The organism is Streptomyces sp. NPDC058525 (genome assembly GCF_042719495.1).
In the GTDB taxonomy this organism is placed as follows: Bacteria; Actinomycetota; Actinomycetes; order Streptomycetales; family Streptomycetaceae; genus Streptomyces.
In genome coordinates, this window is record NZ_JBHXNP010000081.1 from 1 (window position 1) to 26,630 (window position 26,630).

At 74.7% G+C, this 26,630-nt stretch carries 22 protein-coding genes; 11 read left to right on the forward strand and 11 right to left on the reverse strand.

Translation table 11 applies throughout. The annotated features are described in order from the left end of the window. Positions 1–170: 170 nt before the first annotated feature. A complete protein-coding gene (locus tag ACFWP3_RS30220; protein WP_384227284.1) occupies positions 171–1,262 on the forward strand; it encodes a phosphotransferase family protein in 1,092 nt (363 codons plus the stop codon). 75 nt (positions 1,263–1,337) lie between these two features. On the opposite strand, the gene ACFWP3_RS30225 is transcribed toward ACFWP3_RS30220, so the two are convergent. Next, positions 1,338–1,799: a hypothetical protein gene (locus tag ACFWP3_RS30225; RefSeq protein WP_384227285.1), complete on the reverse strand. Its 462-nt coding sequence runs from the start codon at positions 1,797–1,799 to the stop codon at positions 1,338–1,340. A gap of 217 nt (positions 1,800–2,016) precedes the next feature. Between ACFWP3_RS30225 and ACFWP3_RS30230 the strand changes: the two genes are divergently transcribed. The 4 genes from ACFWP3_RS30230 (at position 2,017) to fxsA (ending at position 5,954) form a co-directional block, all read left to right on the forward strand. Then, positions 2,017–2,457: an Lrp/AsnC family transcriptional regulator gene (locus tag ACFWP3_RS30230; RefSeq protein WP_030011705.1), complete on the forward strand. Its 441-nt coding sequence runs from the start codon at positions 2,017–2,019 to the stop codon at positions 2,455–2,457. A gap of 49 nt (positions 2,458–2,506) precedes the next feature. Continuing rightward, complete coding sequence (locus ACFWP3_RS30235; protein WP_384227287.1) at positions 2,507–4,135, forward strand: amidohydrolase; 1,629 nt, start codon at positions 2,507–2,509, stop codon at positions 4,133–4,135. A gap of 329 nt (positions 4,136–4,464) precedes the next feature. Next, a complete protein-coding gene (locus ACFWP3_RS30240) occupies positions 4,465–5,286 on the forward strand; it encodes a polyprenol monophosphomannose synthase (RefSeq protein WP_384227289.1) in 822 nt (273 codons plus the stop codon). An 86-nt stretch (positions 5,287–5,372) separates the two neighbouring features. Further along, positions 5,373–5,954, forward strand: a complete 582-nt coding sequence (gene fxsA, locus ACFWP3_RS30245) for an FxsA family membrane protein (protein ID WP_384227291.1) — start codon at positions 5,373–5,375, stop codon at positions 5,952–5,954. Between the two features lie 162 nt (positions 5,955–6,116). On the opposite strand, the gene ACFWP3_RS30250 is transcribed toward fxsA, so the two are convergent. The 3 genes from ACFWP3_RS30250 to ACFWP3_RS30260 form a co-directional block, all read right to left on the reverse strand. Beyond that, positions 6,117–6,491: an RNA polymerase-binding protein RbpA gene (locus ACFWP3_RS30250; RefSeq protein WP_007262928.1), complete on the reverse strand. Its 375-nt coding sequence runs from the start codon at positions 6,489–6,491 to the stop codon at positions 6,117–6,119. 313 nt (positions 6,492–6,804) lie between these two features. Then, entirely contained in the window at positions 6,805–8,187 is a 1,383-nt protein-coding gene (locus ACFWP3_RS30255; RefSeq protein WP_384227293.1) for an MFS transporter, read from the reverse strand. Between the two features lie 67 nt (positions 8,188–8,254). Further along, positions 8,255–9,025, reverse strand: coding sequence for a glycerophosphodiester phosphodiesterase (locus ACFWP3_RS30260; RefSeq protein ID WP_384227296.1), 771 nt, complete (start codon positions 9,023–9,025; stop codon positions 8,255–8,257). A gap of 192 nt (positions 9,026–9,217) precedes the next feature. On the opposite strand from ACFWP3_RS30260, the gene ACFWP3_RS30265 reads away from it, so the two are divergent. Beyond that, positions 9,218–10,720, forward strand: a complete 1,503-nt coding sequence (locus ACFWP3_RS30265; protein WP_384227299.1) for a PLP-dependent aminotransferase family protein — start codon at positions 9,218–9,220, stop codon at positions 10,718–10,720. Between the two features lie 243 nt (positions 10,721–10,963). Here the strand turns inward: ACFWP3_RS30265 and ACFWP3_RS30270 are convergent, their stop codons facing one another. Continuing rightward, positions 10,964–12,628 carry a hypothetical protein gene (locus ACFWP3_RS30270; protein WP_384227302.1) on the reverse strand — a complete coding sequence of 555 codons (1,665 nt, stop codon included), beginning with the start codon at positions 12,626–12,628 and terminating at the stop codon, positions 10,964–10,966. A 70-nt stretch (positions 12,629–12,698) separates the two neighbouring features. Continuing rightward, positions 12,699–12,893, reverse strand: a complete 195-nt coding sequence (locus tag ACFWP3_RS30275) for a hypothetical protein (RefSeq protein WP_030031218.1) — start codon at positions 12,891–12,893, stop codon at positions 12,699–12,701. Between the two features lie 315 nt (positions 12,894–13,208). On the opposite strand from ACFWP3_RS30275, the gene ACFWP3_RS30280 reads away from it, so the two are divergent. Beyond that, entirely contained in the window at positions 13,209–13,631 is a 423-nt protein-coding gene (locus ACFWP3_RS30280) for an ankyrin repeat domain-containing protein (RefSeq protein WP_384227305.1), read from the forward strand. Between the two features lie 343 nt (positions 13,632–13,974). Further along, positions 13,975–15,372 (forward strand): HEAT repeat domain-containing protein, encoded by a 1,398-nt coding sequence (locus ACFWP3_RS30285; protein ID WP_384227308.1) that lies wholly within the window; start codon positions 13,975–13,977, stop codon positions 15,370–15,372. 97 nt (positions 15,373–15,469) lie between these two features. Here the strand turns inward: ACFWP3_RS30285 and ACFWP3_RS30290 are convergent, their stop codons facing one another. The 5 genes from ACFWP3_RS30290 to ACFWP3_RS30310 all read right to left on the reverse strand — a co-directional run bounded on the left by ACFWP3_RS30290 (position 15,470) and on the right by ACFWP3_RS30310 (position 19,050). Beyond that, positions 15,470–16,156, reverse strand: a complete 687-nt coding sequence (locus tag ACFWP3_RS30290) for a hypothetical protein (protein WP_384227310.1) — start codon at positions 16,154–16,156, stop codon at positions 15,470–15,472. After that, on the reverse strand, positions 16,153–16,725 hold the full coding sequence (locus tag ACFWP3_RS30295; RefSeq protein ID WP_384227312.1) for an RNA polymerase sigma factor: 573 nt from the start codon (positions 16,723–16,725) through the stop codon (positions 16,153–16,155). Before ACFWP3_RS30295 ends, ACFWP3_RS30290 begins: the two co-directional genes overlap by 4 nt. A gap of 74 nt (positions 16,726–16,799) precedes the next feature. Then, positions 16,800–17,666 (reverse strand): biotin-dependent carboxyltransferase family protein, encoded by an 867-nt coding sequence (locus ACFWP3_RS30300; RefSeq protein WP_384227314.1) that lies wholly within the window; start codon positions 17,664–17,666, stop codon positions 16,800–16,802. Further along, positions 17,663–18,280: an allophanate hydrolase subunit 1 gene (locus ACFWP3_RS30305; protein WP_384227316.1), complete on the reverse strand. Its 618-nt coding sequence runs from the start codon at positions 18,278–18,280 to the stop codon at positions 17,663–17,665. The genes ACFWP3_RS30300 and ACFWP3_RS30305 overlap by 4 nt, the downstream gene beginning before the upstream one ends. Next, complete coding sequence (locus ACFWP3_RS30310) at positions 18,277–19,050, reverse strand: LamB/YcsF family protein (RefSeq protein WP_384227350.1); 774 nt, start codon at positions 19,048–19,050, stop codon at positions 18,277–18,279. Before ACFWP3_RS30310 ends, ACFWP3_RS30305 begins: the two co-directional genes overlap by 4 nt. 216 nt (positions 19,051–19,266) lie before the next feature. On the opposite strand from ACFWP3_RS30310, the gene ACFWP3_RS30315 reads away from it, so the two are divergent. The 3 genes from ACFWP3_RS30315 (at position 19,267) to ACFWP3_RS30325 (ending at position 26,599) form a co-directional block, all read left to right on the forward strand. Further along, positions 19,267–20,772: a hypothetical protein gene (locus ACFWP3_RS30315; RefSeq protein ID WP_384227317.1), complete on the forward strand. Its 1,506-nt coding sequence runs from the start codon at positions 19,267–19,269 to the stop codon at positions 20,770–20,772. 205 nt (positions 20,773–20,977) lie between these two features. Then, the gene (locus ACFWP3_RS30320; protein WP_384227320.1) at positions 20,978–21,877 is read left to right on the forward strand and encodes a hypothetical protein; all 900 of its coding nucleotides are present in this window, start codon (positions 20,978–20,980) and stop codon (positions 21,875–21,877) included. Positions 21,878–21,940: 63 nt separating this feature from the next. Further along, the gene (locus ACFWP3_RS30325; RefSeq protein ID WP_384227322.1) at positions 21,941–26,599 is read left to right on the forward strand and encodes a hypothetical protein; all 4,659 of its coding nucleotides are present in this window, start codon (positions 21,941–21,943) and stop codon (positions 26,597–26,599) included. Positions 26,600–26,630 lie beyond the last annotated feature (31 nt).

A 26,630-nucleotide genomic window follows, 5' to 3' on the forward strand; every position in this document is an offset into this window, starting at 1 on the left:
TGGCAGGCAGGCCGGGAGGCCGGCCGGCCGCCGCGCAGCCGCGCAGCCCCCCGCAGCGCCCCGCCTCCACGCCCACACCCGCCCCTCCCCTCCCCTCCCCTCCCCTCCCCTCCCGACCCATCCCGTCCCGACCAGCAATCCCCTCGGACCCGCAGGAAAGGGGCTCACCCATGGCCACCGCACCACGTCCGCGCACCTCCACCCGGGAACCCGAGGAGCTCGGCCGGCGGCTCGCCGCCTGGCTGGACACCAGGCTCCCCGGTGCGAAGGTCACCAACGTCTCCGTTCCCGGGTCCAACGGCATGTCCAGCGAGACCCTGCTCTTCGACATAGACCACCCCGACACCCCGCTGCGCTCCTGCGCGCTGAGACTCGCCGCCGATCCCGCCGCCTACACCGTCTTCCCCACCTACGACATGCCGCGCCAGCACCGCGTGATGAGCCTGGTCGCCGAGCACACGGACCTGCCCGTCCCGCGCGTGCAGTGGCTGGAGGCGGACCCGGGGCCGCTCGGGGCGCCGTTCTTCGTGATGGCCCGAGCCGAAGGGCGGGTCCCGCCCGACGTCATGCCCTATACCTACGAGGGCAACTGGCTGCACGCCGCCACCGACGCCGAGCGCGCGGAGCTCCAGGAGGCGAGCATCTCGCTGCTGGCCCGGCTGCACGACCAGTTCCCCGGCAAGGAGGCCGAGTTCCTGCTCCCCGCGGGCACGGGCAGCCCGCTGCGCCGGCACGTGGACGCCCAACGCGCCTACTACTCCTGGGTGGTGGGCGGACTCGCCCCGTCCCCCCTCATCGAGCGGGCGTTCGCCCGCCTGGAGGAGCTGTGGCCGCGGGACGAGGGCCCGGCGGTCCTGAACTGGGGCGACGCCCGCATCGGCAACGTCATCTACGACGGCTTCGCGCCCGTGGCCGTCCTGGACTGGGAGATGGCGGCGTACGCCCCGCGCGAGGTGGACCTCGGCTGGACCGTCTACCTGCACCGGTTCTTCCAGGACCTCACCGTCGGCTTCGGCCAGCCCGGCCTGCCGGACTTCCTGCGCCGGGACGACCTGGAGCGCCGCTACGCCGAACTCACCGGGCACACCCCGCGCGACATGGAGTTCCACACGCTCTACGCGGCGCTGCGGCACGGGATCGTGATGCTGCGCATCGCCTACCGGCAGGCGCACTTCGGCGAGGTCGAGATCCCCGCGGATCCGGACAGCCTGATCCTGCACCACGCCAGTCTGGCCGCCATGGTGCAGGGGACGTATTGGTAGAGGCCGGCGGGCAGGCCCCGCCGGCAGACCCGGCGGGCGACCCGGCGGAACGCCGGGTCAGGCCGTCCGGCCGGGTCAGGCAGCCTGCGCGTGCTGACCGCGCGTCTGCGGGAGCAGCGGGCTCAGCATGCGCACCGGACGCGAGCCCGGACCGCCGACGTGCGAGAAGGGCTGCGTCCGCCAGTCGAGCCCCTGCGGCAGGCTCAGCATGACCACGGGCTCCAGCTCCTGCGGCGCCGCCGGCTGGATCATGCCGACGGTGGGCAGGGCGTCGCTCACGGGCCGCCCGGTGCCCGCGCACACCGTGAGCCCGAAGGGGTTCCACGGGGTCAGGCAGAGGGCGTGCTGCGGCAGGTGCTCCTCGTCGGCGACGAGGGCGATCGACTGGCCGCAGTCGGGGCACACCGCGTGGTGGATGTCGAAGGCCTCGTAGTCGTCGAGGTATTCGCCGTCGTCGGTGTACGCGGATTCCTCTCCCGGGTCGAGAGGTGCCAGGGGCTCCGGTTCGGTGCGACCGGCGCGCTTGGTGTTCAGCATGGATGTACTCCCCCTTGGGTGGGCCGGGCGGGCTGGTTCTTCGGCCTCGGCCACAGCAAGCACTTCCCGTCGCGCGGCACGAGTAACCACAACAGCCCGCCGTACGCCCGCATACTCTTGTGGCCTTGGTCACATGCCCGGCGCAGATGCCTCCAGTGGGCGGACAGCACTGTGCCTGGGGAGGCGTTGGGCCTTAGGTTGAGCGGCTATGAGCGCAATGGAGGAGCTGGACCGCCAGATCGTGGATCTGCTCGTGCGGGACGGGCGGATGAGCTACACGGATCTGGGGAAGGCCACCGGACTGTCCACGTCGGCGGTCCATCAGCGAGTACGCCGGCTGGAACAGCGCGGTGTGATCCGCGGCTACGCGGCCGTGGTGGACCCCGAGGCCGTCGGGCTGCCGCTGACGGCCTTCATCTCGGTCAAGCCGTTCGACCCGAGCGCCCCGGACGACATCGCCGACCGGCTGGCCGGGGTTCCCGAGATCGAGGCCTGCCACAGCGTCGCGGGGGACGAGAACTACATCCTCAAGGTCCGCGTCGCGACCCCCCTGGAGCTGGAAGACCTCCTGGGCCGCCTGCGCGCCCTCGCGCACGTCTCGACACGCACGACGGTGGTCCTCTCCACCCCGTACGAGGCACGCCCGCCCCGGGTGTAGGGGGACCCGGCGGTCGGTCGGGGCCGGGTGACGCGCGAGACTGGTCGGCATGACTGACCGCACCGCCCACTCCGCCGACGCCGCCGGAGCACCGACCAGGACCGTCCTCCTCCGCGGCGGCGAGGTACACAGCCCCGCGGACCCCTTCGCCACGGCGATGGTGGTCGAGCGCGGTCACATCGCCTGGGTCGGCTCCGAGGGCGCGGCCGACGCCTTCGCACAGGGCGTCGACGAGGTCGTCGACCTCGGCGGGGCGCTCGTGACGCCCGCCTTCACCGACGCCCACGTGCACACCACCTCCGCCGGCCTCGCGCTCACCGGGCTGGACCTCTCGGCCGCGCCCTCCCTCTCCGCCGCGCTGGACCTCGTACGCGCGTACGCCGCGAGCCGTCCCGCCGACCGGGTGCTGCTCGGGCACGGCTGGGACGCCGCGCGCTGGCCCGAGCGGCGCGCGCCGCGCCGTGCCGAGCTCGACGAGGCCGCCGCGGGCCGCCCGCTCTACCTCAGCCGCATCGACGTGCACTCGGCGGTGGTCACCACCGCCCTGCTGGACCTCGTCCCCGGCGTGACCGCCGACGGCGACGAGCCGCTGACCCGCGACGCCCACCACGCCGTGCGCGCCGCCGCGCTGGCGGCCGTCACCCCCGCCCAGCGCGCCGAGGCGCAGCGGGTGGCCCTGGACCGGGCGGCCTCGCTCGGCATCGGCTCGGTGCACGAGTGCGGCGGGCCGGGCATCTCCTCCGCCGAGGACTTCACGGCCTTGCTGGCGCTGGCGGCGGAGCGGCCCGGGCCGCGCGTCTTCGGGTACTGGGCCGACACGGACCTCGACCAGGCCCGCGCGCTCGGTGCGGTGGGCGCCGCCGGGGACCTGTTCGTCGACGGCGCCCTCGGCTCGCACACCGCCTGCCTGCACGCCCCGTACGCCGACGCACCGCACACGGGCACCGGGTACCTGGACGCGCGCGCGGTCGCGGAGCACGTCGCCGCGTGTACCGAGGCGGGCCTCCAGGCCGGGTTCCACGCGATCGGCGACGCGGCGGTCGGCGCCGTGGTGGAGGGGGTCCGCGCGGCCGCGGGGAAGGTCGGCCTGGCCCGGGTCCGCGCCGCCCGGCACCGCGTCGAGCACGCCGAGATGATGACCCCCGAGACGATCGCGGCCTTCGCGGAGCTGGGCCTGACCGCGTCCGTGCAGCCCGCCTTCGACGCGGCCTGGGGCGGCGAGGACGGCATGTACGCGGACCGGCTGGGGGCCGAGCGCGCCCGCACTCTGAATCCGTACGCGGCCCTGCTCAAGGCCGGTGTTCCGCTGGCCTTCGGCTCGGACGCGCCGGTCACCCCGCTCGACCCGTGGGGCACGGTCCGGGCGGCCGCCTTCCACCGGACGCCCGAGCACCGCATCTCCGTACGGGCCGCGTTCACCGCCCACACCCGGGGCGGCTGGCGGGCGCTGGGCCGCGACGACGCGGGGGTCCTGGTCCCCGGCGCCCCGGCCGACTATGCCGTCTGGCAGACCGAGGAACTGGTCGTCCAGGCCCCCGACGACCGGGTCGCCCGCTGGTCCACGGACCCCCGTTCCGGCACCCCCGGACTGCCCGATCTGACCCCCGGCGCCGAGCTGCCGGTGTGCCTGGCGACGGTGGTCGGCGGGCGGGAGGTATTCGTACGCCCACAGGGGTGATCCGGCGGGCCTCGGTTCGGTGCGGGCGCCCGGACCCGGATAGGTTCGGCCGGGTCCACCACAGGACGTCCGTGCCGGACGGATCCGTCTGCTCAGCGCGCCCGCGCCTCGGGGGCGAGGGAAGGTTTCGCCGGTGGGGGCACCCCCAGCGGGAGTTGGGGGAGGGTGGCCCCAGTTCGGGGCCCGGCGGTCCAGTAGACAACGGTCACGGCGGCCCGCAGCCAGCGGGAGTCCGACCGGCCCGAAGGACCGCGGGCCCCGATCACTGTTCTAAAGTCATTGACTGCGACCAGACCTACAGGACGTGCACGAGCACAAAAGGGGACTCAGTGAGCGACGGCGGACAGCGGACCTACGGACCGCTCGGTACGGCCTTGGTGATCATTCCGACCTACAACGAGGCGGAGAACATCGGGCTGATCGTCGGCCGCGTCCGCGCGGCGGTGCCCGAGGCCCACATCCTGGTCGCCGACGACAACAGCCCGGACGGCACCGGCAAGCTCGCCGACGAGCTGGCGGCCGGCGACGACCACGTGCACGTCCTGCACCGCAAGGGCAAGGAGGGCCTCGGCGCCGCCTACCTGGCGGGCTTCGTCTGGGGTCTGGACGCGGGCTACGGGGTGATCGTCGAGATGGACGCCGACGGCTCCCACCAGCCGGAGGAGCTGCCGCGCCTGCTCACCGCGCTGGCCGGTGCGGACCTGGTGCTGGGATCGCGCTGGGTGCCCGGCGGCCGCGTCGTCAACTGGCCCAAGAGCCGCGAGATCCTCTCGCGCGGCGGTTCGACGTACTCCCGGCTGATGCTGGACGTCCCGATCCGCGATGTGACCGGCGGCTACCGCGCCTTCCGCCGCGAGACCCTGGAGGGCCTGGGGCTGGACGAGGTGGCCTCGGCGGGCTACTGCTTCCAGGTCGACCTGGCCCGCCGGGCCGTGCAGAAGGGTTTCCGCGTCGTGGAGGTGCCCATCACCTTCGTCGAGCGCGAGTTCGGCGACAGCAAGATGAGCAAGGACATCGTGGTGGAGGCCCTGTGGCGGGTCACCCAGTGGGGACTGAAGACCCAGGCGGCCAAGCTGCTGCCCGGGAGATCCACGCCGGCCAAGCCCAAGGACACCGGCAGCGGCCCGGCCGGGGACACGGGCAAGGCCTGAGCGGCCGGGCGGACCTCGCCCCCTAAGGGACGTCCGGTACCTGCGGCTGAGGCTGCTTTTACGCGGGCCCAGGCACACTGGTTGGTATGACGACCGGCGTTCCCACTTCTACGGCCCCCCGGCCGCGGCGCTCACCTGCCCGTACGTTCCTTCCCCTGGCGTTCGCCGCCTGGCTGATCCTGGAGATCTGGCTGCTCGGCCTGGTCGCGGGCGCGGCCGGCGGGCTGACCGTGGCCGCGCTGCTCGCGGGCGGGATGGTCCTGGGTGTGGTGGTCATCAAGCGCGCGGGGCGCCGTGCCTTCAAGAACCTGACCGACACCTTCCAGCAGGCGCAGCAGGGCGTGGCTCCCACTCCGCAGCAGCCGGGCCAAGGCAACGGCCTGACCATGCTGGCGGGCCTGCTCCTGATCATGCCGGGCCTGCTGTCCGACGTGGCGGGCCTGTTCCTCCTGCTGCCTCCCGTCCGCGCGCTGATCGGCCGCCGGGCGGCCCGTTCGCTGGAGCGGAAGATGGCCTCGGCGCCCGCCGGCACCTTCGGCGACGCCTTCCAGCAGGCCCGCATCCACTACCCGGACGGCAAGGTCGTCCAGGGCGAGGTCATCCGCGAGGACCGGCCCGAGCAGCACCCGGGGCCGGACACGGGCTACCGCCCGCCGCTCGCCCCGTAGGCCGGGGAGCCGCCCGCCCGCCGGGCGACGGCGACGGCCGAGCAGCGCACGAGCCCAGACGCGCAAGAGCCCAGACGCGCAAGAGCCGCGACGCACAAGAGCCGAGGGGCCCCGCCACACACTGTGTGGCGGGGCCCCTCGGCTCTTGCTTTCGTCCGGCTGTCAGGCGGACTTGCGGCTGTCCCGCGGATGCACGGCAATGTTCATGGCGCCGGAACGGAGGACCGCCAGCCGTTCGGCCAGCACTTCCTCCAGCTCCTCGCGGGTGCGCCGCTCCATGAGCATGTCCCAGTGCGTTCGCGCAGGCTTGCCCTTCTTCTCTTCGGGCCCGTCCCCGTCCACCAGGAGTGCCATGGCGCCGCACGCCTTGCACTCCCACTCCGGCGGAATTTCTGCCTCAACCGAGAACGGCATCTCAAATCGATGTCCGTTCTGGCATGCGTACTCCACCGCCTGGCGCGGGGCCAGATCGATGCCGCGGTCCGTCTCGTAGCTGGTAACCACGAGGCGCGTACCGCGGAGAGCTCGCTCACTCATGAATCGTGCCTCCCGGGCTTGTCGCCCACAGGACAGGTGTCGCTGTCGTCGTCATCCGGTCAACGTCCGGTCGGCGGTATAGATTCCCGCTCCGGGTCATGCGTCGCCCGTCGTGCCGCCCCTTGTTGTACCCACCAATGCCCGTTTTGTCACATCTGGCAGCAGATGTCACCCAACGTCTACACTTCTTAAGCGCGCAGTAACGGTCCGCCTGGCAGGCCAAAGGCGTACACTACCGGCCCTTGGCTTCAACGTCTAAATCCGTTCGGAATTCGTTCGTGAATCCGGACCGTGCGCACCCGCGGCTCCGCTCTCAGAGCCGCTCCGGTACAGGATTGCCTGCCGCCTCCACCGCGCGCCGCACCGGCACTCTGGCCAGCAGCACGAATCCCAGTGCGAAGAAGACCACCAGCGAGATGATCGCGTCCCGGTAGCTGCCCGTGACCTGGTATGTGAGGCCGAACACAAGGGGCCCCACCCAGCTCAGGCCCCGGTCGCTCATCTCGTACGCCGAGAAGTACTCGGCCTCCTTGCCCGCGGGCACCAGGTGCGAGAACAGCGAGCGCGACAGCGCCTGGCTGCCGCCCAGCACCAGCCCGATCATCGCGGCGAGCGCGAAGAACCACACCGGGGTCCGGGCCGGCAGGAAGTATCCGGCCGCCAGCGTCACCGCCCACGCGGCAAGTGAGCCGAGGATCGTCCGCTTCGCGCCGTAGATCCGGGCCAGCCGGCCCATGCCGAGCGCGCCCGCCACCGCCAGGACCTGCACCAGCAGCACCGCCCCGATCAGCGTGGACTGCTCCAGCTCCAGCTCCTCCGAACCGTAGATCGAGGCCTGGGAGATCACGGTCTGTACGCCGTCGTTGTAGATCAGGTACGCCAGCAGGAACGACAGGGTCAGCGGATAGCGCCGCATGTCCTTCAACGTGGCCACCAGCTGCTTCCAGCCACTGAGGGCCGGGCCCGCACCCGCCTCGCGCACCACGGCCCGGTCCCGCAGCCTGCGCAGCGGGATCAGCGCGAAGGCCCCCCACCACAGGCCCGCCGATGCCAGGCAGATCCGTACCGCCTCGCTCTCGGACAGGCCGAAGGTGTCGTGGCCCATGTAGAGGACCAGATTCACCACGAGCATCAGCGAGCCCGCCGTGTAGCCGAAGGCCCAGCCCCGCGAGGACACCGTGTCCCGCTCGTCCGGGGTGGAGATCTGCGGCAGGTAGGCGTTGTAGAGCACCATCGACACCGACAGCGAGGCGTTCGCCACGACCAGCAGCAGCCCGCCCAGCAAGTAGCGCTCGCCGCCCAGGAAGTACATGCCCGCCGTGGCCGCCGCGCCCGTGTACGCGGCCACCGCCAGCAGCGGCTTCTTCCGGCCGGACCGGTCCGCGACGGCACCCGCCAGGGGCATCAGCAGCACGGCCAGGATCACCGAGGCCGAGACCGAGTAGGCGAAGAAGGACCCGGCCCGCACCGGGATGCCCAGCGGGTGCACGAAGCCCTCGGCGTCCGCGGCGGCCTTGGCCACCGAGGTCAGGTACGGCCCGAGGAACACCGTGAGCACGCTCGCCGAGTACACCGAGACCGCGAAGTCGTAGAAGTACCAGCCCCGCTGCTCGCGCTTGCGCGCGGCCGCCGCCACGGCGTCCGGTCTGCCGTCCTTGGCCCCCGGTTCCGCTTCGTCCGAAGTCTGCGCACTCATCGGTGCCCCCTCGCTGGTCCCCGTACCGCACGGCCCCCCGGACTGCGCGCGGGCAGCTGCGGCCTTGTCAGGCCCAGGCCCCGCGCCGGTCCAGCACCGCGCGCAAGATGTCGATCCGGTCGGTCATGATGCCATCGACTCCCAGGTCGAGGAGAGTCTCCATTCGTTCCGGTTCGTTCACGGTCCACACGTGGACCTGAAGCCCCCGCTCGTGCGCGGTCCGCACGAAGCGCCGGTCGACCACGCGGATGCCCGCCTGGGTCTCCGGAACCTGGGCCGCCACCGCCCCCACGCGCAGCGCCGCGGGGATCGCGTACGAGCGCAGCCGCAGGCCGACCACCCCGCGCACGCCGTACGAGGTCGCCAGCCGCGGGCCGGCGATCTTCTGCGCCCGCGCCACCCGGTTCTCGGAGAAGGAGCCCACGCAGACCCGGTCCCAGATGCCCGCCCGGGCGATCAGGTTCACCAGCGGGTGCAGCGCGGACTCGGCCTTGATGTCGATGTTCCAGCGGGCGTCCGGGAACTCCTCGAGCAGGTCTTCGAAGAGCGCCAGCGGCTCGGTGCCGCCCACCCGCGCCTCGCGAATCCGCTTCCACGGCAGCTCGGAGATCCGGCCCCGGCCGTCGGTGACCCGGTCCAGGGTGGAGTCGTGGAAGGCGACGAGCTTGCCGTCGAGCGTGGCGTGCACATCGGTCTCGAAGTACCGGTAGCCCGCGTCGGCGGCCCGGCGGAAGGCGGCGGCGGTGTTCTCCAGCCCGTCCGCGGCCCCTCCCCGGTGCGCGAAGGGGATCGGAGCCGGGTGGTCCAGATACGGATGGCGAAGGCGTACGTGCGTCACGGCCGCAGTATCCCCCGAGCCGAGGGGTGCTGGTGGTCAGCGAGGTGAACGGGGGACGAGAACGACCGGGCGGAGCTGGCCCCCTGGTGCAGGTGGACCGGGTCGTGACAGTCTGTTCCCGCAGACTGCAATCCAATCCAGGCCTCCGGCGCGCCCCGTCGAGGCCAATTCGACGAAGGTGGACCGGACGCAATGGCCGAATGGACCTCGGCGGTCGGTGCCGCGCAGCTCGCCCGTCTGATCGGCTCCCAGCAGGAGCGCCCCGCCGTGCCGGGAGCCCGCAAGCTACCCGCCTACCGCACCCTCGCCGACGGGATCCGCCTGCTCGTCCTCGAAGGACGGGTCCCGGTGGCCGCCCGGCTCCCCGCCGAGCGCGAGCTGGCCGCCGCCCTCTCCCTCAGCCGCACCACCGTCGCCGCCGCCTACGAGGCCCTGCGCGGCGAGGGGTTCCTCGAGTCCCGCCGCGGCGCCGGCAGCTGGACCTCCGTACCGGCCGGGAACCCGCTGCCCGCCCGCGGCCTGGAACCGCTGCCGCCGGAGTCCCTCGGCTCCATGATCGACCTCGGCTGCGCCGCCCTGCCGGCCCCCGAGCCCTGGCTCACCAAGGCCGTCCAGGGCGCTCTGGAGGAGCTGCCCCCGTACGCCCACACCCACGGCGACTACCCGGCGGGCCTGCCCGCCCTGCGCCGGATGCTCGCCGACCGCTACACCGAGGCGGGCATCCCCACCATGCCCGAGCAGATCATGGTCACCACCGGCGCGATGGGCGCGATCGACGCCATCTGCAGCCTGTTCGCGGGCCGCGGCGAGCGGATCGCCGTCGAGTCCCCCTCCTACGCCAACATCCTCCAGCTGATGCGCGCCGCAGGCGTCCGCCTGGTCCCCGTCGCGATGGCCGACGGCCTGTCCGGCTGGGACATGGACGTCTGGCGGCAGGTGCTGCGCGATTCCGCCCCCCGCCTCGCCTACGTCGTCGCCGACTTCCACAATCCGACCGGAGCCCTGGCTTCCGAGGAGCAGCGCCGGGCCATGGTCGAGGCCGCCCGCTCCGCGGGCACCGTCCTTGTCGTCGACGAGACCATGCTGGAACTCCGGCTCGACCCGGAGCTGGAGATGCCCCGCCCGGTCTGCTCCTTCGACCCGGCCGGCAGCACCGTGATCACCGTGGGATCCGCCAGCAAGGCCTTCTGGGCGGGCATGCGGATCGGCTGGGTCCGCGCGGCCCCCGACGTGATCCGCAGCCTGGTCGCCGCCCGCGCCTACGCCGACCTGGGCACGCCGGTCCTGGAGCAGCTCGCGGTGAACTGGCTCATGCGGACGGGAGGCTGGCAGGAGGCCGTCGGAATCCGCCGGGAGCAGGCCCGGGAGAACCGGGACGCGCTGGTCGCGGCCGTACGGCGGCAGCTGCCGGACTGGGATTTCCAGGTCCCGCAGGGCGGGCTCACCCTGTGGGCCCGCGCGGGCGGACTCTCCGGCTCCCGCCTCGCGGAGGTCGGCGAACGGGTCGGCGTACGCGTCCCCTCGGGCCCCCGCTTCGGCGTGGACGGAGCCTTCGAAGGCTATGTCCGTCTGCCGTTCACGGTGGGCGGCCCGGTAGCCGAAGAAGCCGCCGCCCGCCTGGCCGCAGCCGCCACCCTGGTGGACACAGGCGCAGCAGGCAGCGCCGCAGACCCCCCGCGCACCTTCGTGGCGTAACCCAGCAGCGAAGCCCCCACCCACCCCCACCCACGCGCCCCCACCCACCCACCCACCCCCGCCCCACCCATTCGAGGTCACCCCAGGGGCCGGGGGCGGGCGGGGGTGCCGTCCGGGACGTAAAACGTGATTTGTTGGCGCCCTCTCAGGATCCCGGCACGAAGCCCCGTCAGGGCGCCATAAATCATGCAGTCCCGGACGGCACCCCCGCCCGCCCCCGGCCCCGCCCCGTACCGGCCCGCCCTAGGGCGTCTCGGCCCCAACCTCCGCCGAATCGACCGCCGCCCCCTGCGCAGGCGGCTGCCCGGCCGGCTGCCCGGCCGACTGCGCAGGCGGCTGCGTCGGCTTGGCCGGCGCAACAGGCCCCGCCCCCCGCCCCCCGCCCCCGCTCCCGCCAGGCGCGAGCCGATCCGGCAGCAGCGCCAGCACCGCCTGCCGCTGCCCCGGATGCCCCCCGTCGTCGTACGGATCCGGCGTGGCCGGCACCTGGAGCCGGTGCACGGGACCCGAACCGAGCCGGGCGTATCCCCGGCCGGGCGGGACCAGCCCCGGCGGAGTGGTGTGCGGCGGCAGCCCCAGCACGTCCGCGACCTGCTGGATCGCGGCGGGCCCGAGGACGACCCGGGCGCGGGTGTGCTGCCAGACGGCGTCGTGCAGCAGCTCCAGCTGGTCGAACTGCTCGGTCACCGCCACGGTGACGTGCGCGGCCCGCCCGTGCCGCAGCGGCACCTGGAGCTGCGCGAGCGGATCGGGCCCGCCCTCGGCGGCCGCGAGGTGCGCCAGCACGCTGGGCCGGTCCAGCAGGATCCACAGGGGCCGGCGGGTGTCCTCGGGCGCGGGCCGGCCCGCCTCGCGGGCCCGGTGGGCGGCGATGAGGCGCCGCTCGGTCTCCTTCGCGGCCCACTCCAGGGTGGCCAGCGCCCCGACCGGCCCGCATTCCACGGCGATGACGCCGCTGCGGCCGGTCAGGCAGGAGTACTCGCCGCTGCCGCCGCCCTCGACGATCAGTACGTCGCCGCCGTGCCGCAGGGCCTGCAGGGCGATGGAGCGCAGCAGGGAGGAGGTGCCGCTGCCGGGCTGGCCGACGGCCAGCAGGTGCGGCTCGGTGGCGCGGGGGCCGGTGCGCCAGATGACCGGGGGCACGTCCCGGGGCTCGTCGCCCTCCAGGACGGGCAGGGTGCGCTGGATGCTGCCGGCGTCGGTGAAACCGAGGACGGTCTCGCCCGGGGAGGTCACGAACGGCTGGGCGGCGATGCCCGTCGGCAGCGCCGCCAGCACGCTCAGGTCGAGCTGGTTGCCCTCCTCGTCCCATTCGAAGAGATACTCCCGTCCGCGCCCGGACTTGGCGTGCAGCAGTGCCTCGATCCGGGCCCGCGAGGCGGCCTCGCCATCGGTGAAGTAGGCCGGGTAGCGGATGTGGAGCCGGATGACGCGGCCCGCCTCGTCGAACTCGTAGCCGCTGAAGGCCTTGTCCCACTCCCCGCCGTGGGCGAAGAGCGGACTCGGGTCCTCCGGGGTGGAGAAATACGGCACGAGCGCTTCGTAGAGGGAGCCGAGGCGTTCGGTCTCGGCATCGCTGGGCCCGGTCTTCACCGGGGTGCGGTCGCGTCCCTGCCAGGCCGCCGCCGCCATGAGGGTGATCAGGGCGAGGAGCGGGCCGTAGGGGACGAGTGCGACCACCAGGACGCAGGCGGCTCCCAGGAACAGCGCGGGACCACGCTTGTCCTTGGGGGTTTCGGACCATTTGCGCCGCCCGGCCGAGGCCAGGATGCGCAGGCCGCGTCCGATGGTGAGGAGCGGATGGAGGACGTCCGTGGCGCTGTCGGCGGCCGTGCGAGCGAGGTCGCGGCCCCGGGTCAGCGACGCGGTGCCGCTGGTGAGGATGCGGGGAAGTGGGCGCCGGGCCACGGGCGTCTCCTGGAGTTGTGGGTGTTCGGGTGCTTCGGGTGCGGCTGGGTGTGGCCGTGCCTGGGGCGGGCTAGAGCTTGATCCCGCCGAGCAGGCTCGCGAGGCTCGCCGTGCTCGCGGTGATGCTCGGAGCGATGGCGGAGCCGGCGAGGAAGAAGCCGAACAGCGAGCAGACGAACGCGTGGGTCAGCTTCATCCCGTCCTTCTTGAAGAAGAGGAAGCAGATGATGCCGAGCAGGACGACGCCTGAGATGGACAGGACCATGAGAGGTTCTCCTGGTGGGTGGGGACAGTCACCATCAGTTCTTCCAGGCTCACAGCAAGTATCAATGCGACAAAAGGTGCATACGGGTGAATCCAGGCGTTTTTCACTGGATCGGGTCACTCCGACTGGCGCGTCCGGTGCGAAGGGGGGCAAGGGTGATCATTGCCTCGGCCGTGCCCCTGCGTGCGCAGGTCCGGGCGCTACCCTGACGATTCACCCGTACGGACGCAGTTCCGTGCACCCCCCGCCCGCCCGGCCCGGGGGCCGCCCACCGGGGCGGACCATGCCAGCAGCGAGTGAAAGGCGGTACGAACGATGAGCGAGCACACCGACGGCGGCTCCGGTTCCCAGGACGTCCCCGACGAGGACGTCATCGAACTGGCCACCAAGATCTTCGACCTTGCCCGCCAGGGCGAGACCGCGACGCTCGCCGCGTACCTCGACGCCGGGGTCCCGGCGACCCTCACCAACGACCGCGGCGACACCCTCGTCATGCTGGCCGCCTACCACGGCCACGCGGACACCGTCACGGCCCTGCTGGCCCGCGGCGCCGAGGCCGACCGTGCCAACGACCGCGGCCAGACGCCGCTCGCCGGAGCCGTCTTCAAGGGCGAGGAGGCCGTCATCCGGGCCCTGCTCGCCGGAGGGGCCGATCCGGCCGCCGGAACCCCCTCCGCCGTGGACACGGCGCGCATGTTCGCCAAGGCCGACCTGCTGGAACTCTTCGGAGCCAACTAGTCCGCTTTTTTGCCCGGCGCGGGCCGCGCCGGGGCGGTGTCCGACCTCACAGGTTGGTCACGGCGGCCGTAAATGTGGTCGCGGCGCACAAACCGGCTGGGTCATCATGGCGTCGGATTCGATTCGCGAACATGACGGACGGGCAGGAGCGGGCTGGACACGACGGGTGTCCACACCCGGCGCCTGCCGCACCGGCCGCCCTGGCCGCGAAGCACCGACGAGAGTGAGAAGGCAATGGTCTACATCGAGCGGAACCTGACGGCGAACGTCCTCACATGCTGTTACGCGGCCCTGTGAATCCCGATTCCCGGTTGCGTCCCCAGCTTGATTTGAGGCCATTCCCATGTTCGAACCAGTCATAGCGCCGAGCGGCACGCTGCTCGGGCTGCTCCAGCGGGGCCGTGGCGACGGCACGCTGCACGCCCTCGCGGCGCCCAGGGCGGAGGCCCTGGAGGCCCTCGACCAGTGTGTGGTCCGCGACCCGCGCCAGGACTGGCAGGTCGAGAACCGCTCCCTGTACTACGCCCGGCTGTACCTCGATCTCGACGGCCCCCTCGGCGCGATCGAGGCCCATCTCTTCGGCGCCGAGGACCTCCTCGACGAAGCCGACGAGCGGACGGGCCTCGCCCTGTCCGTCCTGGGCCACCTCGCCTCGTACGGCCGCGACGACGCGCTCATGCTGCTGCGCCGCTACGCCGCCTCCGGGGCGAACTGGGCCTGGGCCCTCGACGAGCTCGCCCTGCGCGACGACGACGAGGGGCTGCGGTCCCTGGCCGGGCCGGTCATCGCCCGCTTCCCCGCCACGGCGGAGGGCGAGGCGCGGCTGGCCGCCGCCATCCGCGACGCGTACGAGCCCAGGCCCTGGTGCCTGTGGGAGGAGTCACCCCGGTACGGGGAGCGCCTGAGCGCCGCCCGCCGCCAGGGCTCCTTCGACCGCTGGCAGCGCCAGCTCACCCCCAGCGGCCCCCGGCCCGGCTGGGGAGTGCAGGCCGTCTTCGACTGGGCCGCCGACGGCTTGCGCCGCGGCACCCCGCTGCACGTGCCCGCCGCACGCTGCCTCGCGGCCGTGGCCCAGCCCGAGGACCGGCCCGCCATCCTCGCCGCGGCGGCCGGCGCCTCGGGCGAGGCGGCCCGCGCCACCGCCCTGCACCACCTGGTCCTCGCCGAACCGGAGAACCCGGCCGTGCTGGACCTGATCGAAGCCGCCGCCGACGAGCCCGCCGTGGCCGCGTACGAGCGCATGTGCGGCCCCGGCGCCGTGGACCGGGCCCGCCGCTGGATCCACCGGCCCGACGCCCTCGGCGCGGCGGCCGGGGCCGTCCTGGCCGCCCGGGGCGGAGCCGAGGACGCCGGCCTGGTCCTCGGAGCCCTGCGCTCCACCGTCCGCGGCGCGGGCCCCGACACCCGGGCGCTGTACGCCCTGGTGGACGGCGCCGGCCGCCTCGCGATCGGCTGCGCGGCCCCCGTACTGCGGCACATCTACCGCGAGACGGCCTCGTCCCACCTGCGCGGCCGGGCCGCCCGGGCCCTGGCCAGCACCGACCCCTCCTTCGCGGCCGGCTTCGCCGTCGAATGCCTGTGGGACTGCGAGGAGACCACCCGCGAGGTGGCGGCCCGGCACGCCGAGACCGCCGACGCCCGCGTCGCGCCCCGCCTGCGGCGGCTGGCCGCGGACCCGGCCGAGGAGGAGGACGTGCAGTCCGCCGTCCGCAGCCGCATCGCCCCGGAATCGGCCGTGTAGCCCCGCCGGCCCCCGCACCCGCACGCGTTCGGCCCGGCCCCTGACAGAGGGGCCGGGCCGAACGCGTGCCGGGGGCGGCGCCGCGGAGCCGTGAGGGCTACGGCGTCCGCGGAGTCGGCGGGGGGCCGGTGGGCGGGGTGGGGTCCGGCGGTCCCGGCTTCCCCTTCAGCAGCTCCTCCAGCCCCTCGGAGTAGTCGATCGAGCAGGACGGGACCTTGGAGGTCTCGATCACCCCGAAGCTGATCCCCCGCTCGCCCGGCGGGTGGTAGCCCTTCCAGTCGAAGGTGAGCGTGTAGCCCGGCGGCACCGTCTTCGCGTTGACCTTGAAGGCGGGGCCGTCACCGCCCGGCATGATCTCGGCCTCGGGATCGGCCTGCGGACCGCGGTACCCGCCGCCCGGCTCGGAGCACTGGGACCGCGGCCGCTTCGGGACCAGGACGACCTGGACCCCGAGGCCCTTCAGCCGGTCGACCAGGGCCGGGATCTGCTCGTGCGTCGGCAGGTCGAACCGGATCGACCCGTCCGGATCCTTCTTGATCTCGAGGGGGCCGGGTGCCGAAGGACCCGGTGAGCCGGTGGGACGACCGGCGGGCAGCGAACCGTCGCGGGAGCTGCCGGGCAGGGTCACGACGGCGAGCACGGCGGCCGTGGCGACGCCCACCGAGAGGGGGATGCCGTACCGGCGGGCGAAGGGCCGGGCGGTCGCCGCGGGCGCGGCCTCCGGGAGGCGGGCCAGGAGCGCGGCCTTCAGCCGCTCCTCGAAGCCGCTGGGTCGGGTGCTCATCGGGCTGCCTCCAACTGGGCTCCGGTCACGGCACCCGGGGCGCGCAGGGCGCGGCGGGCCCGGTGCAGGCGTACGCGGACCGTCGCCTGGGTGACGCCGAGGGCCTGGGCGGCCTCGGCCGGGGTGAGCTGGTCGAGCACGACCAGGTCGAGGGCGGCGCGCAGCGGCTCGGACAGGGCGGCGTGCCGCCCGGCCGGCTCGCGGAAGGCGCGCTGGGCGTCGATCCGCTCCTCCAGCGCCGCCACGTCCTCGTCGTCGAGCAGCCGCCGGCCGCTGAGCCGGGCCAGCGCGCCGCTCTCGCGGGCCAGTCCGCGGGCGTGGCCCGACAGGATGTTGCGGGCCATCCCGAACAGCCAGGCGATCGGCGCTGCCCTGTTGGGCCGATAGCCGGAGGCGGATCCCATCGCGGCGAGGAAGATGTCCGCCGTCAGGTCGGCCGCCAGGTGCGGGTCGGCGACCCGGCGGGTGACGAAGCCCAGTACGGCGTCGATGTGTTCCTCGTAGAACGCCCCGAACCCCTCGGGCGTGGTGAGATCCGGTGGCCCGGTCTCGTGTCGTGGGCTGAGCACCCGGTTTCCTCCCCTGAGCAGGGGACCCGGTCGGCCCCCTCACCCCGTACTTGGCCGCAGCCCCGTCAAACGTTTCACCGGGCCGCCACGAACCGCACCGCGACACCCGGCCGGGCCTGCGCCGCCGCGTCCAGGGCCGGCCCCCGCGGGACCACGCCCACCACCGGATAGCCGCCCGTCACCGGGTGGTCGGCCAGGAACACCACCGGCAGGCCGTCCGGCGGGACCTGCACCGCGCCCAGGACCATGCCCTCGCTCGGCAGCTCGCCCTCCCGGGCCCGGACCAGCGGAATCCCCGACTCCGTGCGCAGCCCGATCCGGTTGGACACCGCCGACACCCGGAACACCGAGCGCCACAGCCCGGCGAGCGATGCCGGAGTGAACCAGTCGGCCCGGGGCCCCGGCCGGAGCGGGAGCAGCAGTTCCGAAGGCGGCCCGGGCAGCGGGCAGGTGTCCGCCGCCGGGGCCGGAGCCGGTCCCGGCGGGCCCACCGGCAGCAGGGTCCCGGCCGACAGGACGGGCGGCCCCAGCCCCGACAGCAGGTCCGTCGAGCGGCTGCCCAGCACCGGCGGCACGTCCAGGCCGCCCCGCACCGCGACATAGCCGCGCAGGCCCGACTCGGCCCGGCCCACGTCCAGCTCCGCGCCGGCCGGCAGCCTGACCGCGGCTCCCCAGGCCACCGGGCGGCCGTCGACCCGTACCGGGCAGGGCGCGCCCGTGACCGCCACGGTGACCGGGGCCAGGGCCCGGAGCCCGACCCCGTCGAGGGTCGTCTCCAGCGCTGCCGCGCCCGGGGCGTTGCCGAGCAGCCGGTTGGCCAGTGCGTACGCCGCCGTGTCCAGCGCCCCCGAGTGCGGGACCCCCAGGTGCGCGTGGCCCGGGCGGCCCCGGTCCTGGACGGTGGTCAGCGCTCCCGGCCGCACCACCAGCAGCCCGGTCATCGGCCCGCCTCCGTGAACCGGACCCGCACCCCGGGCGCGAACAGCGCGGCCGGCTCCCGTTCGGGGTCCCAGAGCGTCACGTCCGTGGATCCGACCAGCTGCCAGCCGCCGGGGGAGGAGCGCGGGTACACCCCCGCGTACTCACCGGCCAGGGCCAGCGAGCCGGCCGGGACGGAGCTGCGGGGCGTGGCCCGCCGGGGCAGGTGGAAGCGGTCGGGGAGCCCGGTCAGGTAGCCGAAGCCGGGCGCGAACCCGCAGAAGGCCACCCGGAACTCGGTCGCGCCGACGATGCCCGCAACCTCCTGGGGGGCCACCCCCCACACGCCGGCGACCTCGGCCAGGTCCGGCCCGTCGTACCGCACCGGGACGGTGACCAGGGGCCCCTGCGACCGCGTGAGCGGCGGGACCTGCCAGCGGGCGATCCGGGCGCCGAGCCCGGCCGGGTCCCGCACCCCGTCCAGCAGCACGGTCCGCGCGGCCGGCACGAGGTCCCGTACGGGGCCCAGCTCGCCCGCGTCCCGGCGGCGCAGCAGTTCGGCGTGGAGCGCGGCCACCTCGGCGGCCGAGCCCGCCTCGATCAGCAGTGCCTCGGCGCCGACCACCAGGGTCCTCATGCGAAGGCCCCGATCCGGACCCCGGCCGCGCCCAGGGCCGCGCGGACCCGGCGCGCGAGGTCCGCCGCCCCCGGGGTGTCCCCGTGCAGGCACAGGGAACGGGCGGCGACCGCGACCGGGGAGCCGTCGGCCGCCGTGACCGTCCCCTCGGACGCCATCCGCACGGCCCGCGCCACGACGGCGTCCGGGTCGTGCACCACCGCGCCCGGTTCGGTGCGCGGCACCAGCGTCCCGGCGGGCGTGTAGGCGCGGTCGGCGAACGCCTCCGGTACGGCGGCCAGCCCGGCCGCCGCGGCCGCGTCGAGCAGCAGGGAGCCCGGGAGGCCGAGCACGGGCAGGGCGCCCCCGGCCGTCAGGACCCCCGCGACCACGGCGGCGGCCTGGTCGGCGTCGTGCACGGTGCGGTTGTACAGCGCGCCGTGCGGTTTCACGTACGACACCCGGGAGCCGGCGGCCCGTGCGAACACCTCCAGCGCCCCGATCTGGTAGGCCACTTCGTCCGCCAGCTCGCCGGCCGGCACGTCCATGGCGCGGCGGCCGAAGCCCGCCAGATCGCGGTAGGAGACCTGCGCGCCGATCCGTACGCCCCGCTCGGCCGCCAGCTCGCAGACCCGGCGCATGATGGACGGGTCCCCGGCGTGGAAGCCGCAGGCGACGTTGGCGCTCGTGACGACGGAGAGCAGGGCCTCGTCGTCCGTGAGCGTCCAGCGCCCGAAGCCCTCGCCGAGGTCGGCGTTGAGGTCGATCGCCGCCTCGGAGGGTGTGATCATGGAAGCCATGCGGTGAGCGTAGAACAGCCCGGCCACCGCGATCCCGCCAGGCGGCGGACGAACCGCGGACGGCCGATGGGCGAACCGGGGACCGCCGGCGGGCGAACCGCGGAGCGTGGTGGGGCGAACCGCGGAGCGTGGTGGGGCGATCCGCGGACGATCCGGCCGAACCATGCCGTTTGGGATGTTGTCAGGGTCAGCGCCTAGTCTTTGTCCGTGACTCTCCCCGCCCCGGCGAAGACCCTTCCGTCCCCGGCGCCGGGCCCGGCCGCCGACGAGGGCCTGGCCCGGCGGCTGCGCGCGCTCGCCTGCACCGCCCCGCTGCACGACCTCGACGTACGCAAGGCCAATCTCGCGGGCGAGTACGGGATCTACGCGATGGCGGAGGTCGCGCTGGCCGCGATCGACCTGGTCACGCTGAACATGGACTTCGACACGGGCGCCGACCACGAGCAGATAGTGGCCAGACTGCTCCCGCGCGTCGCCGCCCAGGCCCCGGCCCGGCCGGCCGCCGAGCACGAGCGGGTCGCCCGCTGGGTGCTGGAGAACCTGGTCAACGTCGGCAGCGTCGACCGCGGCTTCCGCGCGATCTACGGCACCTTCGGGCCGGACGGCGTCTACGTCCGGCGCGACTACGACTTCAAGCTGATCGAAGAGGTACCCGGGTACGGCGGCGCGGTCTACCTCCGCACGACCGACGAGGCCGTCAACGTACTGGTCGGCGCCCTCGACACGGACGTGACCAGCGCGCAGATCGCGGCCGAGGTCAAGCTGGAGGTGCTGATCAGCCGCGGCCGGCTGGCGGACGCCCAGCTCGCCGCCGAGCAGGCCCGGTACCGGACCGTGCAGTATGCGGAGACCCTGCGGCGCACGCTGGACGCGACGCGGCGCAACGTGCGCGCGGTGGACTGGCTCCAGTCCGTCCCCGACATGATCGAGGAGGCCCTCGACCACGTCGCCGACCGCTACCGCCACGAGAACGCGATCCTGACCAACATCCGCAGGGCGCGCGACGAGGCCGAGGAGCCCGAGAGCAAGCGGCGGGCCGCCGAGCTCGTCGACATCGTCAAGGACTGCATCCGCCGCCACACCCAGCTCCAGTCCCGGCTGCTGGACGCCGGCCCGCTCTTCCGCGCCGAACAGGACCGCCAGGCCTTCGCCGCGCCCGCGCCGCGCTCCGGCATCGACCTGTACGGGCAGCTGGTGGCCCCGCTGCTGCCGCTCCCGCTGGAAGGGGCCCGCCGGGTCACGGACGCGTTCTTCGCCTCCGGCGCGGGCCTGCGCACCCCGGTCTCGGTACGGGTCGGGGACCTCGTCGAGATACTGCTCACCCCGCCCGTGGAGCGGGAGCACCTCGGCGCGGAGATGCCCGAACCGGACCTCATCGCGACCCCGGACGACAGCCGCTTCAGCGAGGAGCAGCTCGCCGCGGCGATGGTCCTCCTGGACCTGCCGCACGACGCCCCGCGCCGGCTGTCGGGCCTGCTGGCCGAGGCCCGCCGCACCGACCCCGCCCTGCCGTACCTGGTCGCCCTGCTGGCCGTGCACGCGGCGAGCCCGGCCGTCGGCACGGCCTACCGCCAAGGCGAGGAGCGGCTGCTCTTCGCCGTGGACGACGGCACCCAGCTCGAGGACCCCGAGTTCGGCGGAGCCGACCTCATCGTCGGCACCGCGCTGCTCGACGCGGCGGGCATGGCCGCCGACCGCGCGGAGGCGTCATGACGGCCCTCGCCATGACCGGCCTCGCGCATCCGTCCCCGCCGGCGCCACATCCAGCCCCGCCGGCGTTTGAGGCGCGGGTCCGGGCGGAGCCCGGTGCCCGGCGGAGCCGGGGTTCCCGTGGCGCGACTCCGCACTCCGCGCCCCGCATGCCCGCGCAGCCGAACCGCATTCCCCATACGCCCCGCACTGCCCAGGAGACGACCCCGTGAGCGACCACCACGCCGAGCACCCCGCGTGGAGCGAGCCCGCGGCTCCCGCCACCCCCGTCGCCGCCGCGAACCCGGCGGTGACCCCCGCCGACGCCGCCGACGCGGCCCGGCTCGTCGCGTTCGGACTGCAGCCCAAGCTGCTCCCCGCCCGTGACGCCGAGTACGCCGAACTGCTGCGCCGCTACCGCGAGGACCCGGCCTTCGGCCGTCTCGCCGACGCCGTCGCCACCGGCCTCGGCCTCGTCGTCCTCGAGGTGTCCCCGCGCGCCGGCATGGCCGTGGCCGCCGGCGAGGACTCCGTCTTCGCCGTCCGCATGGGCGACTACGCCCGCCGCACCGCCGCCGACTCCGCCGACCGCTTCCTGCACGGCCTCGCCCACCTCGCCGTCGCGGCCCTCGCCTTCCCCCGCCCCGAGGACCTCGCCGACGACGGCTACATCGGCCGGGTCACCGTCAACGGCGTCGAGGCGTTCGTCCGCCAGGCCTGCCGCCGGCTCGAAGAGCGCGCCGAGGAGCTCGGCGAGAACACCGACCCCGCCTCCGACGCGCCCGGGCTGGAGGCCGCCTGGCGCGTCTACTCCCGCCGCAGCGCGACCGGCGCCACCAAGGACGCCCGCCGCCTCGCCGGCTCCACCACCGGCATCGTCGGCAAGGCCGCCGCGTTCCTCACCGAGTCCGGCTTCCTCCAGCGCACCGGGGACGACGCCGGAGGCACGTACCGCACCACCCCCCGCTACCAGCTCCAGGTCCGCGACATGGCGGGCAGCGCGGCCATGGCCGAACTCCTGGACCTGGGCGTGGTCCCCGTCAGCGACGGCTCCGCCACCCTGCTGCCTCCGCCCGAGGGCGACGACCTGGAGCTCGCGGCCGACGCCGGCCTGCCGTTCCACGCCTGAGCCACCCGCCCTACGTACCGAGAACGCACCGAGTACACCGAGAAACAACGAGAGTCCGCCGCCATGTACGAGCTGTCCCGGATCCGCCTCTACTCCATCGGGCCCGCCGGTGCGCGCTACGCCGACACCGTGCTCGACCTGCGCGGAGTCGGCGAGCCGGTGCCCCACCCGGCGCCCGCCCAGGCGGAGTTCTTCGAGGACGAGCCCACCGGCCCGCCGCGCCGCCCGGCGCCCGCGGGCGTGCTCTTCCTGGAGAACGGCGGAGGCAAGTCCGTCCTCCTCAAGCTGATCTTCTCGGTGATGCTCCCCGGCCACCGCAACACCCTCGGCGGCGCCAGCTCCGGCGTGCTGCGCAAGTTCCTGCTCGCCGACGACTGCGGCCACGTCGCCCTGGAGTGGCAGCACACCCAGACCGGCGAGTGCGTGGTCGTCGGCAAGGTCAGCGAATGGCGCGGCCGCCAGGTGTCCAACGACCCCCGCAAGTTCGCCGAGGCCTGGTACTCCTTCCGCCCCGGCCCCGGCCTGAGCCTCGACAGCCTGCCCGTCGCCGAGGCCACCGACGTACGCCCGCCCGTCGAAGGCGCCTCCGGAGCCCAGGGCCGCCGCCGCACGATGAAGGGCTTCCGCGACGCCCTCACCGAGGCCGGCAAGGCCTACCCGCACCTCGAGGTCTCCTTCGAGGAGATCCACGACCGGTGGAACGAGCACCTCACCGACCTCGGCCTCGACCCCGAACTCTTCCGCTACCAGCGCGAGATGAACGCCGACGAGGGCGAGGCCGCCGGCCTCTTCGCGGTGAAGAAGGACTCCGACTTCACCGACCTGCTGCTGCGCGCCGTCACCGACACCCGCGACACGGACGGCCTCGCCGACCTTGTCCACGGCTTCGGCAACAAGCTCGGCCGCCGCGGCGAGCTGATGGCCGAACGGGACTTCACCGCGGGCTCGGTGGACCTCCTGGGACGCATCGTCGAGGCCGCCGGGACCCGCTCCCGGCTGCGCGACGTCCACGCGGGCGCCGAACGCCGCACCCGCACCCTCGCCCGCCGGCTGTCCGCCCGCGCCACCGAGGAACGCGGCCGCGCCGCCGACCTCGCCCAGCGCGTTACCGGCGCCGCCCACGAGGTCACCGCCTCCGAATCCGCCCGCTCCCGCAGCGCGGCCGTCTCCGCCGAACTCGCCTACCGGCACGCCTCGCTGGCCCTGACCGTCGCCGACAAGGCCGCCACCGCCCAGCGCCGCGAACTCCTCGAAGCGCGCACCCTGCACTCCGCGTGGCAGGCCGCCGAGACCGTCCTGCGCCACCGCGCCGCCGCCGACCGCTCCGCCCGGGTCGCCGCCGCGATCCTGGAGGCCGAGCGCGACGCCGCCCCGGCGCTCGCCGCCCGCGCCACCGCCGCCGCCGATCTCGTACGGGCCCTGCACACCGCCGCCGAGCACGGCGAACGGGTCGCCAACGAGGAGGAGGAGCGCTCCGCGGTCCTCCAGGACACCGGCGAATCCGCGCACCGCGACGCCACCGCCGCCGCGACGGCCGCCCAGCGGGCCCGCAGCGAGGCCGAACACCTCCGCTCGCGCCTCGGCGAGGTCCAGCAGGAGACCGCGGAGGCCGTCCGCGCCGGCTGGCTCGACGACTCCGCGCCCGACGCCGACCCGGCCCGGGCCGCCCTGGCCGCCACCGACGCGGAGAAGACCGCTGTCGCCGCCTGGGACGAGTCCCGCGAGGCCGCGCGCACCGCCGCCGGAGCCGCCCGCGAGGGCGCCGCCGCGGAATCCCGCGCCGAACTCACCGCCGCCCGCGCCGCGGACGCCGCCGACGGCGCCGAGGCCGCCTACGAGGCCGAACACCGCGCCGCCGGCTCCCTCGCCGGATCCCCGCGCCTGGCCGCCCTCCTGGGCCTCCCCGGGACCGGCTCCGTCACCCTTCCGCACCCCAGGGGCGGTACGGACGACCGGGGGCCCGGCTCCGCCGCGGCGGCCCAGGGCGACACCGGCACCGCCGGACGGCTCACCGCCGAGGACCTCGACCGGAACGCGGAGGACCTCCACCAGCTGCTCACCGACGGAGTCGCCGCAGCCGAACGGCAGTTGTTCGAGCTGCGCACCGCCGCCGCCGACGACGCCCGCATCCTCGGCGCCCTCGGCGACGGCGGACTGCTGCCGCCCGGCCCCGACGTCCTCGCCACCGTCGAGTACCTCGGCGAACACGGCATCCCGGCCCTCCCCGGCTGGCGCTACCTCGCCCAGTCCGTGGATCCCGCCGACCACGCCGCCGTCCTCGCGGCCCGCCCCGAACTCGTCGACGGCGTCGTCATCACCGACCCCGACACCCACAGCCGGGCCCGCGAGGTCCTCTCCGGCGCGGCCCTGCTGCCCCGCTCCACCGTCGCCGTCGGTACCGCCGCCGCCCTGCTGGCCCCGGTGGCCCCCGTGGACGCCGGCTCGGCGGCGGCCGGCATCTTCATCGTCTCGCCGAACCCGGCCATGCACGACGAGCTCGCCGCCGACGAGGAGCGCCAGGCGCTGCGCACCCGCACCACCGCCCGCGACACCGAGATCCGCGACCTGGCCGCCCGCCTCGCCGGGGACCGCGAACTCGCCGCCCGCCTCGCCTCCTGGCGCACCGGCTGCCCGCCCGGCCGGCTCGCCGAGCTCGCGCAGCAGGCCGAAGCCGCCCGTACCTTCGCCGAGGAGGCCGACGCCGAGCTCGCGGAGGCCCGTACCGTACGCGCCGAGGCCGACGAGGCCGCCGCCGACGCGGCCCGGGTGCGCGACGAGCGCCAGGACACCGCCCAGCGGGCCCGCCGCGTCGCGGACGCCCTGGCCGGCCTCGCCTTCCGGCTGCGCGAACGCGCCGGCTGGCAGGCCAGGCTCCGCGAACTCGCCGACGACGCCGCCGAGTCCGAGGCCCGCGCCGAGGCCTGCCTGGACCGGGCCCGCGCGGCCGACGAGGACCGGCGCGCCGCCCAGCGCGCCGCCGACGACGCCCGCCGCACCGCCCGCGCCCTGCGCGCCGAGCGCGCCGACATCGCGGGTGCCCCCGAGCCGCTCCCCGAGGACGACGGCGCCTCCAAGGCCCCGCTTCCGGACCTGCGCGAGGCCTACCGCGCCGCCTCCCAGCTGTACGAGAAGGTCGGCGTCGGCGCCGACCTGCGCGCCGAACAGGCCCGCGCCGAGAGCGACGAGAGCGCCGCCCTCGCCGAGCTGGACCGGCTCACCAACAAAGTCCGCACCCGCGCCGCCCAGCTCCTGGAGAGCCCCGACGGCGCCGACGGCCCCTCGCGGCAGGCGGCCGCGGCCCGCGCCGAGTCCCTCGTCCAGATGCTGGAGACGCGCGCCTCGACCGCCAGCGAGCAGCTCGGCCGGCTGCGCGGCGAGGCCGAACGGCACGCCCCCGCCGAGGGCGGCGCGCACACCGAACTCCCCGAGGAACTGGTCCCCGGGGACGTGGAGCACGCACAGGCCCTGCTGCGCACGGCCACCGCCCAGCTCGCCGCCCACAGCGCCGCGGTCGAGAGCGCCCGCGCCGCCCACGCGGACCTGCTGCGCGCCCACCGGACCGCCGAGGACGGCGCCGGCGGCTTCGACGAGACCGCCGCCCTGCTGCGCGACCTCCTGCGCGACCACACCCACGCCGAGGACGAGCAGGAGCCCGCGCCCCACGCCGGCACCCTGGAGGAGGCCCGCCAGTCGGCCACCGAGGCCCGTCGCGCGCTGCGCGGCTGCGCGGCCGACCTGTCGGCCGCCGAGGCCGCGGTGCGCGAGGCGAGCGACGTCCTGGTGCGGCACGCCAACGCCACCCGCTACGAGCAGGTACGCACCCCCGCGCGCCAGCAGATCCGGGAACTGCCCGCCTCCGCCCTGCCCGAGCACGCGGCGGCCTGGGCCGCTGCCTTCGCGCCGCGCCTGCGGGTCCTGACCGACGAGCTGGCGCAGCTGGAGCGCAACCGCGACAGCATCGTCGACCGGCTGCGCGGCCTCGTGGAGTCGGCGCTGGCCACGCTCCGCTCGGCCCAGCGCCTCTCCCAGCTGCCGGAGGGCCTGGGGGAGTGGTCGGGCCAGGAGTTCCTGCGGATCCGCTTCGAGGAGCCGGACCAGGCCACGCTGACCGAGCGGCTCGGCGAGGTCATCGACGAGGCCACGCGGGCGGCGGTGAAGAAGAACAGCACCGCCTCCTTCGGCGAGGGACGCCGCGACGGCATGTCCCTGCTGCTGCGGGGCGTCCAGGCGGCGCTGGAACCCAAGGGCATCTCCGTGGAGATCCTGAAGCCGGACGCGGTGCTGCGCGCCGAGCGGGTGCCGGTCGGGCAGATGGGCGACGTGTTCTCCGGCGGGCAGCTGCTGACCGCCGCGATCGCCCTGTACTGCACGATGGCGGCGCTGCGCAGCAACGACCGCGGCCGCGACAAGCACCGCCACGCGGGCACGCTGTTCCTCGACAACCCGATCGGCCGCGCGAACGCCACGTACCTGCTGGAGCTCCAGCGGGCCGTGTCCGACGCGCTCGGCGTCCAGCTGCTCTACACGACGGGCCTGTTCGACACCACGGCCCTCGCCGAGTTCCCGCTGGTCATCCGGCTGCGCAACGACGCGGACCTGCGCGCGGGCCTGAAGTACATCAGCGTCGAGGAGCACCTGCGCCCGGGCCTGCCGCAGCAGTCCCCGGAGCAGGAGACCATCCACGGCGAGATCACGGCGACCCGGATGTTCCGCCGCAGCTGAGCCGGCGGCCCGTACCCCGGCGGGAGCCGGC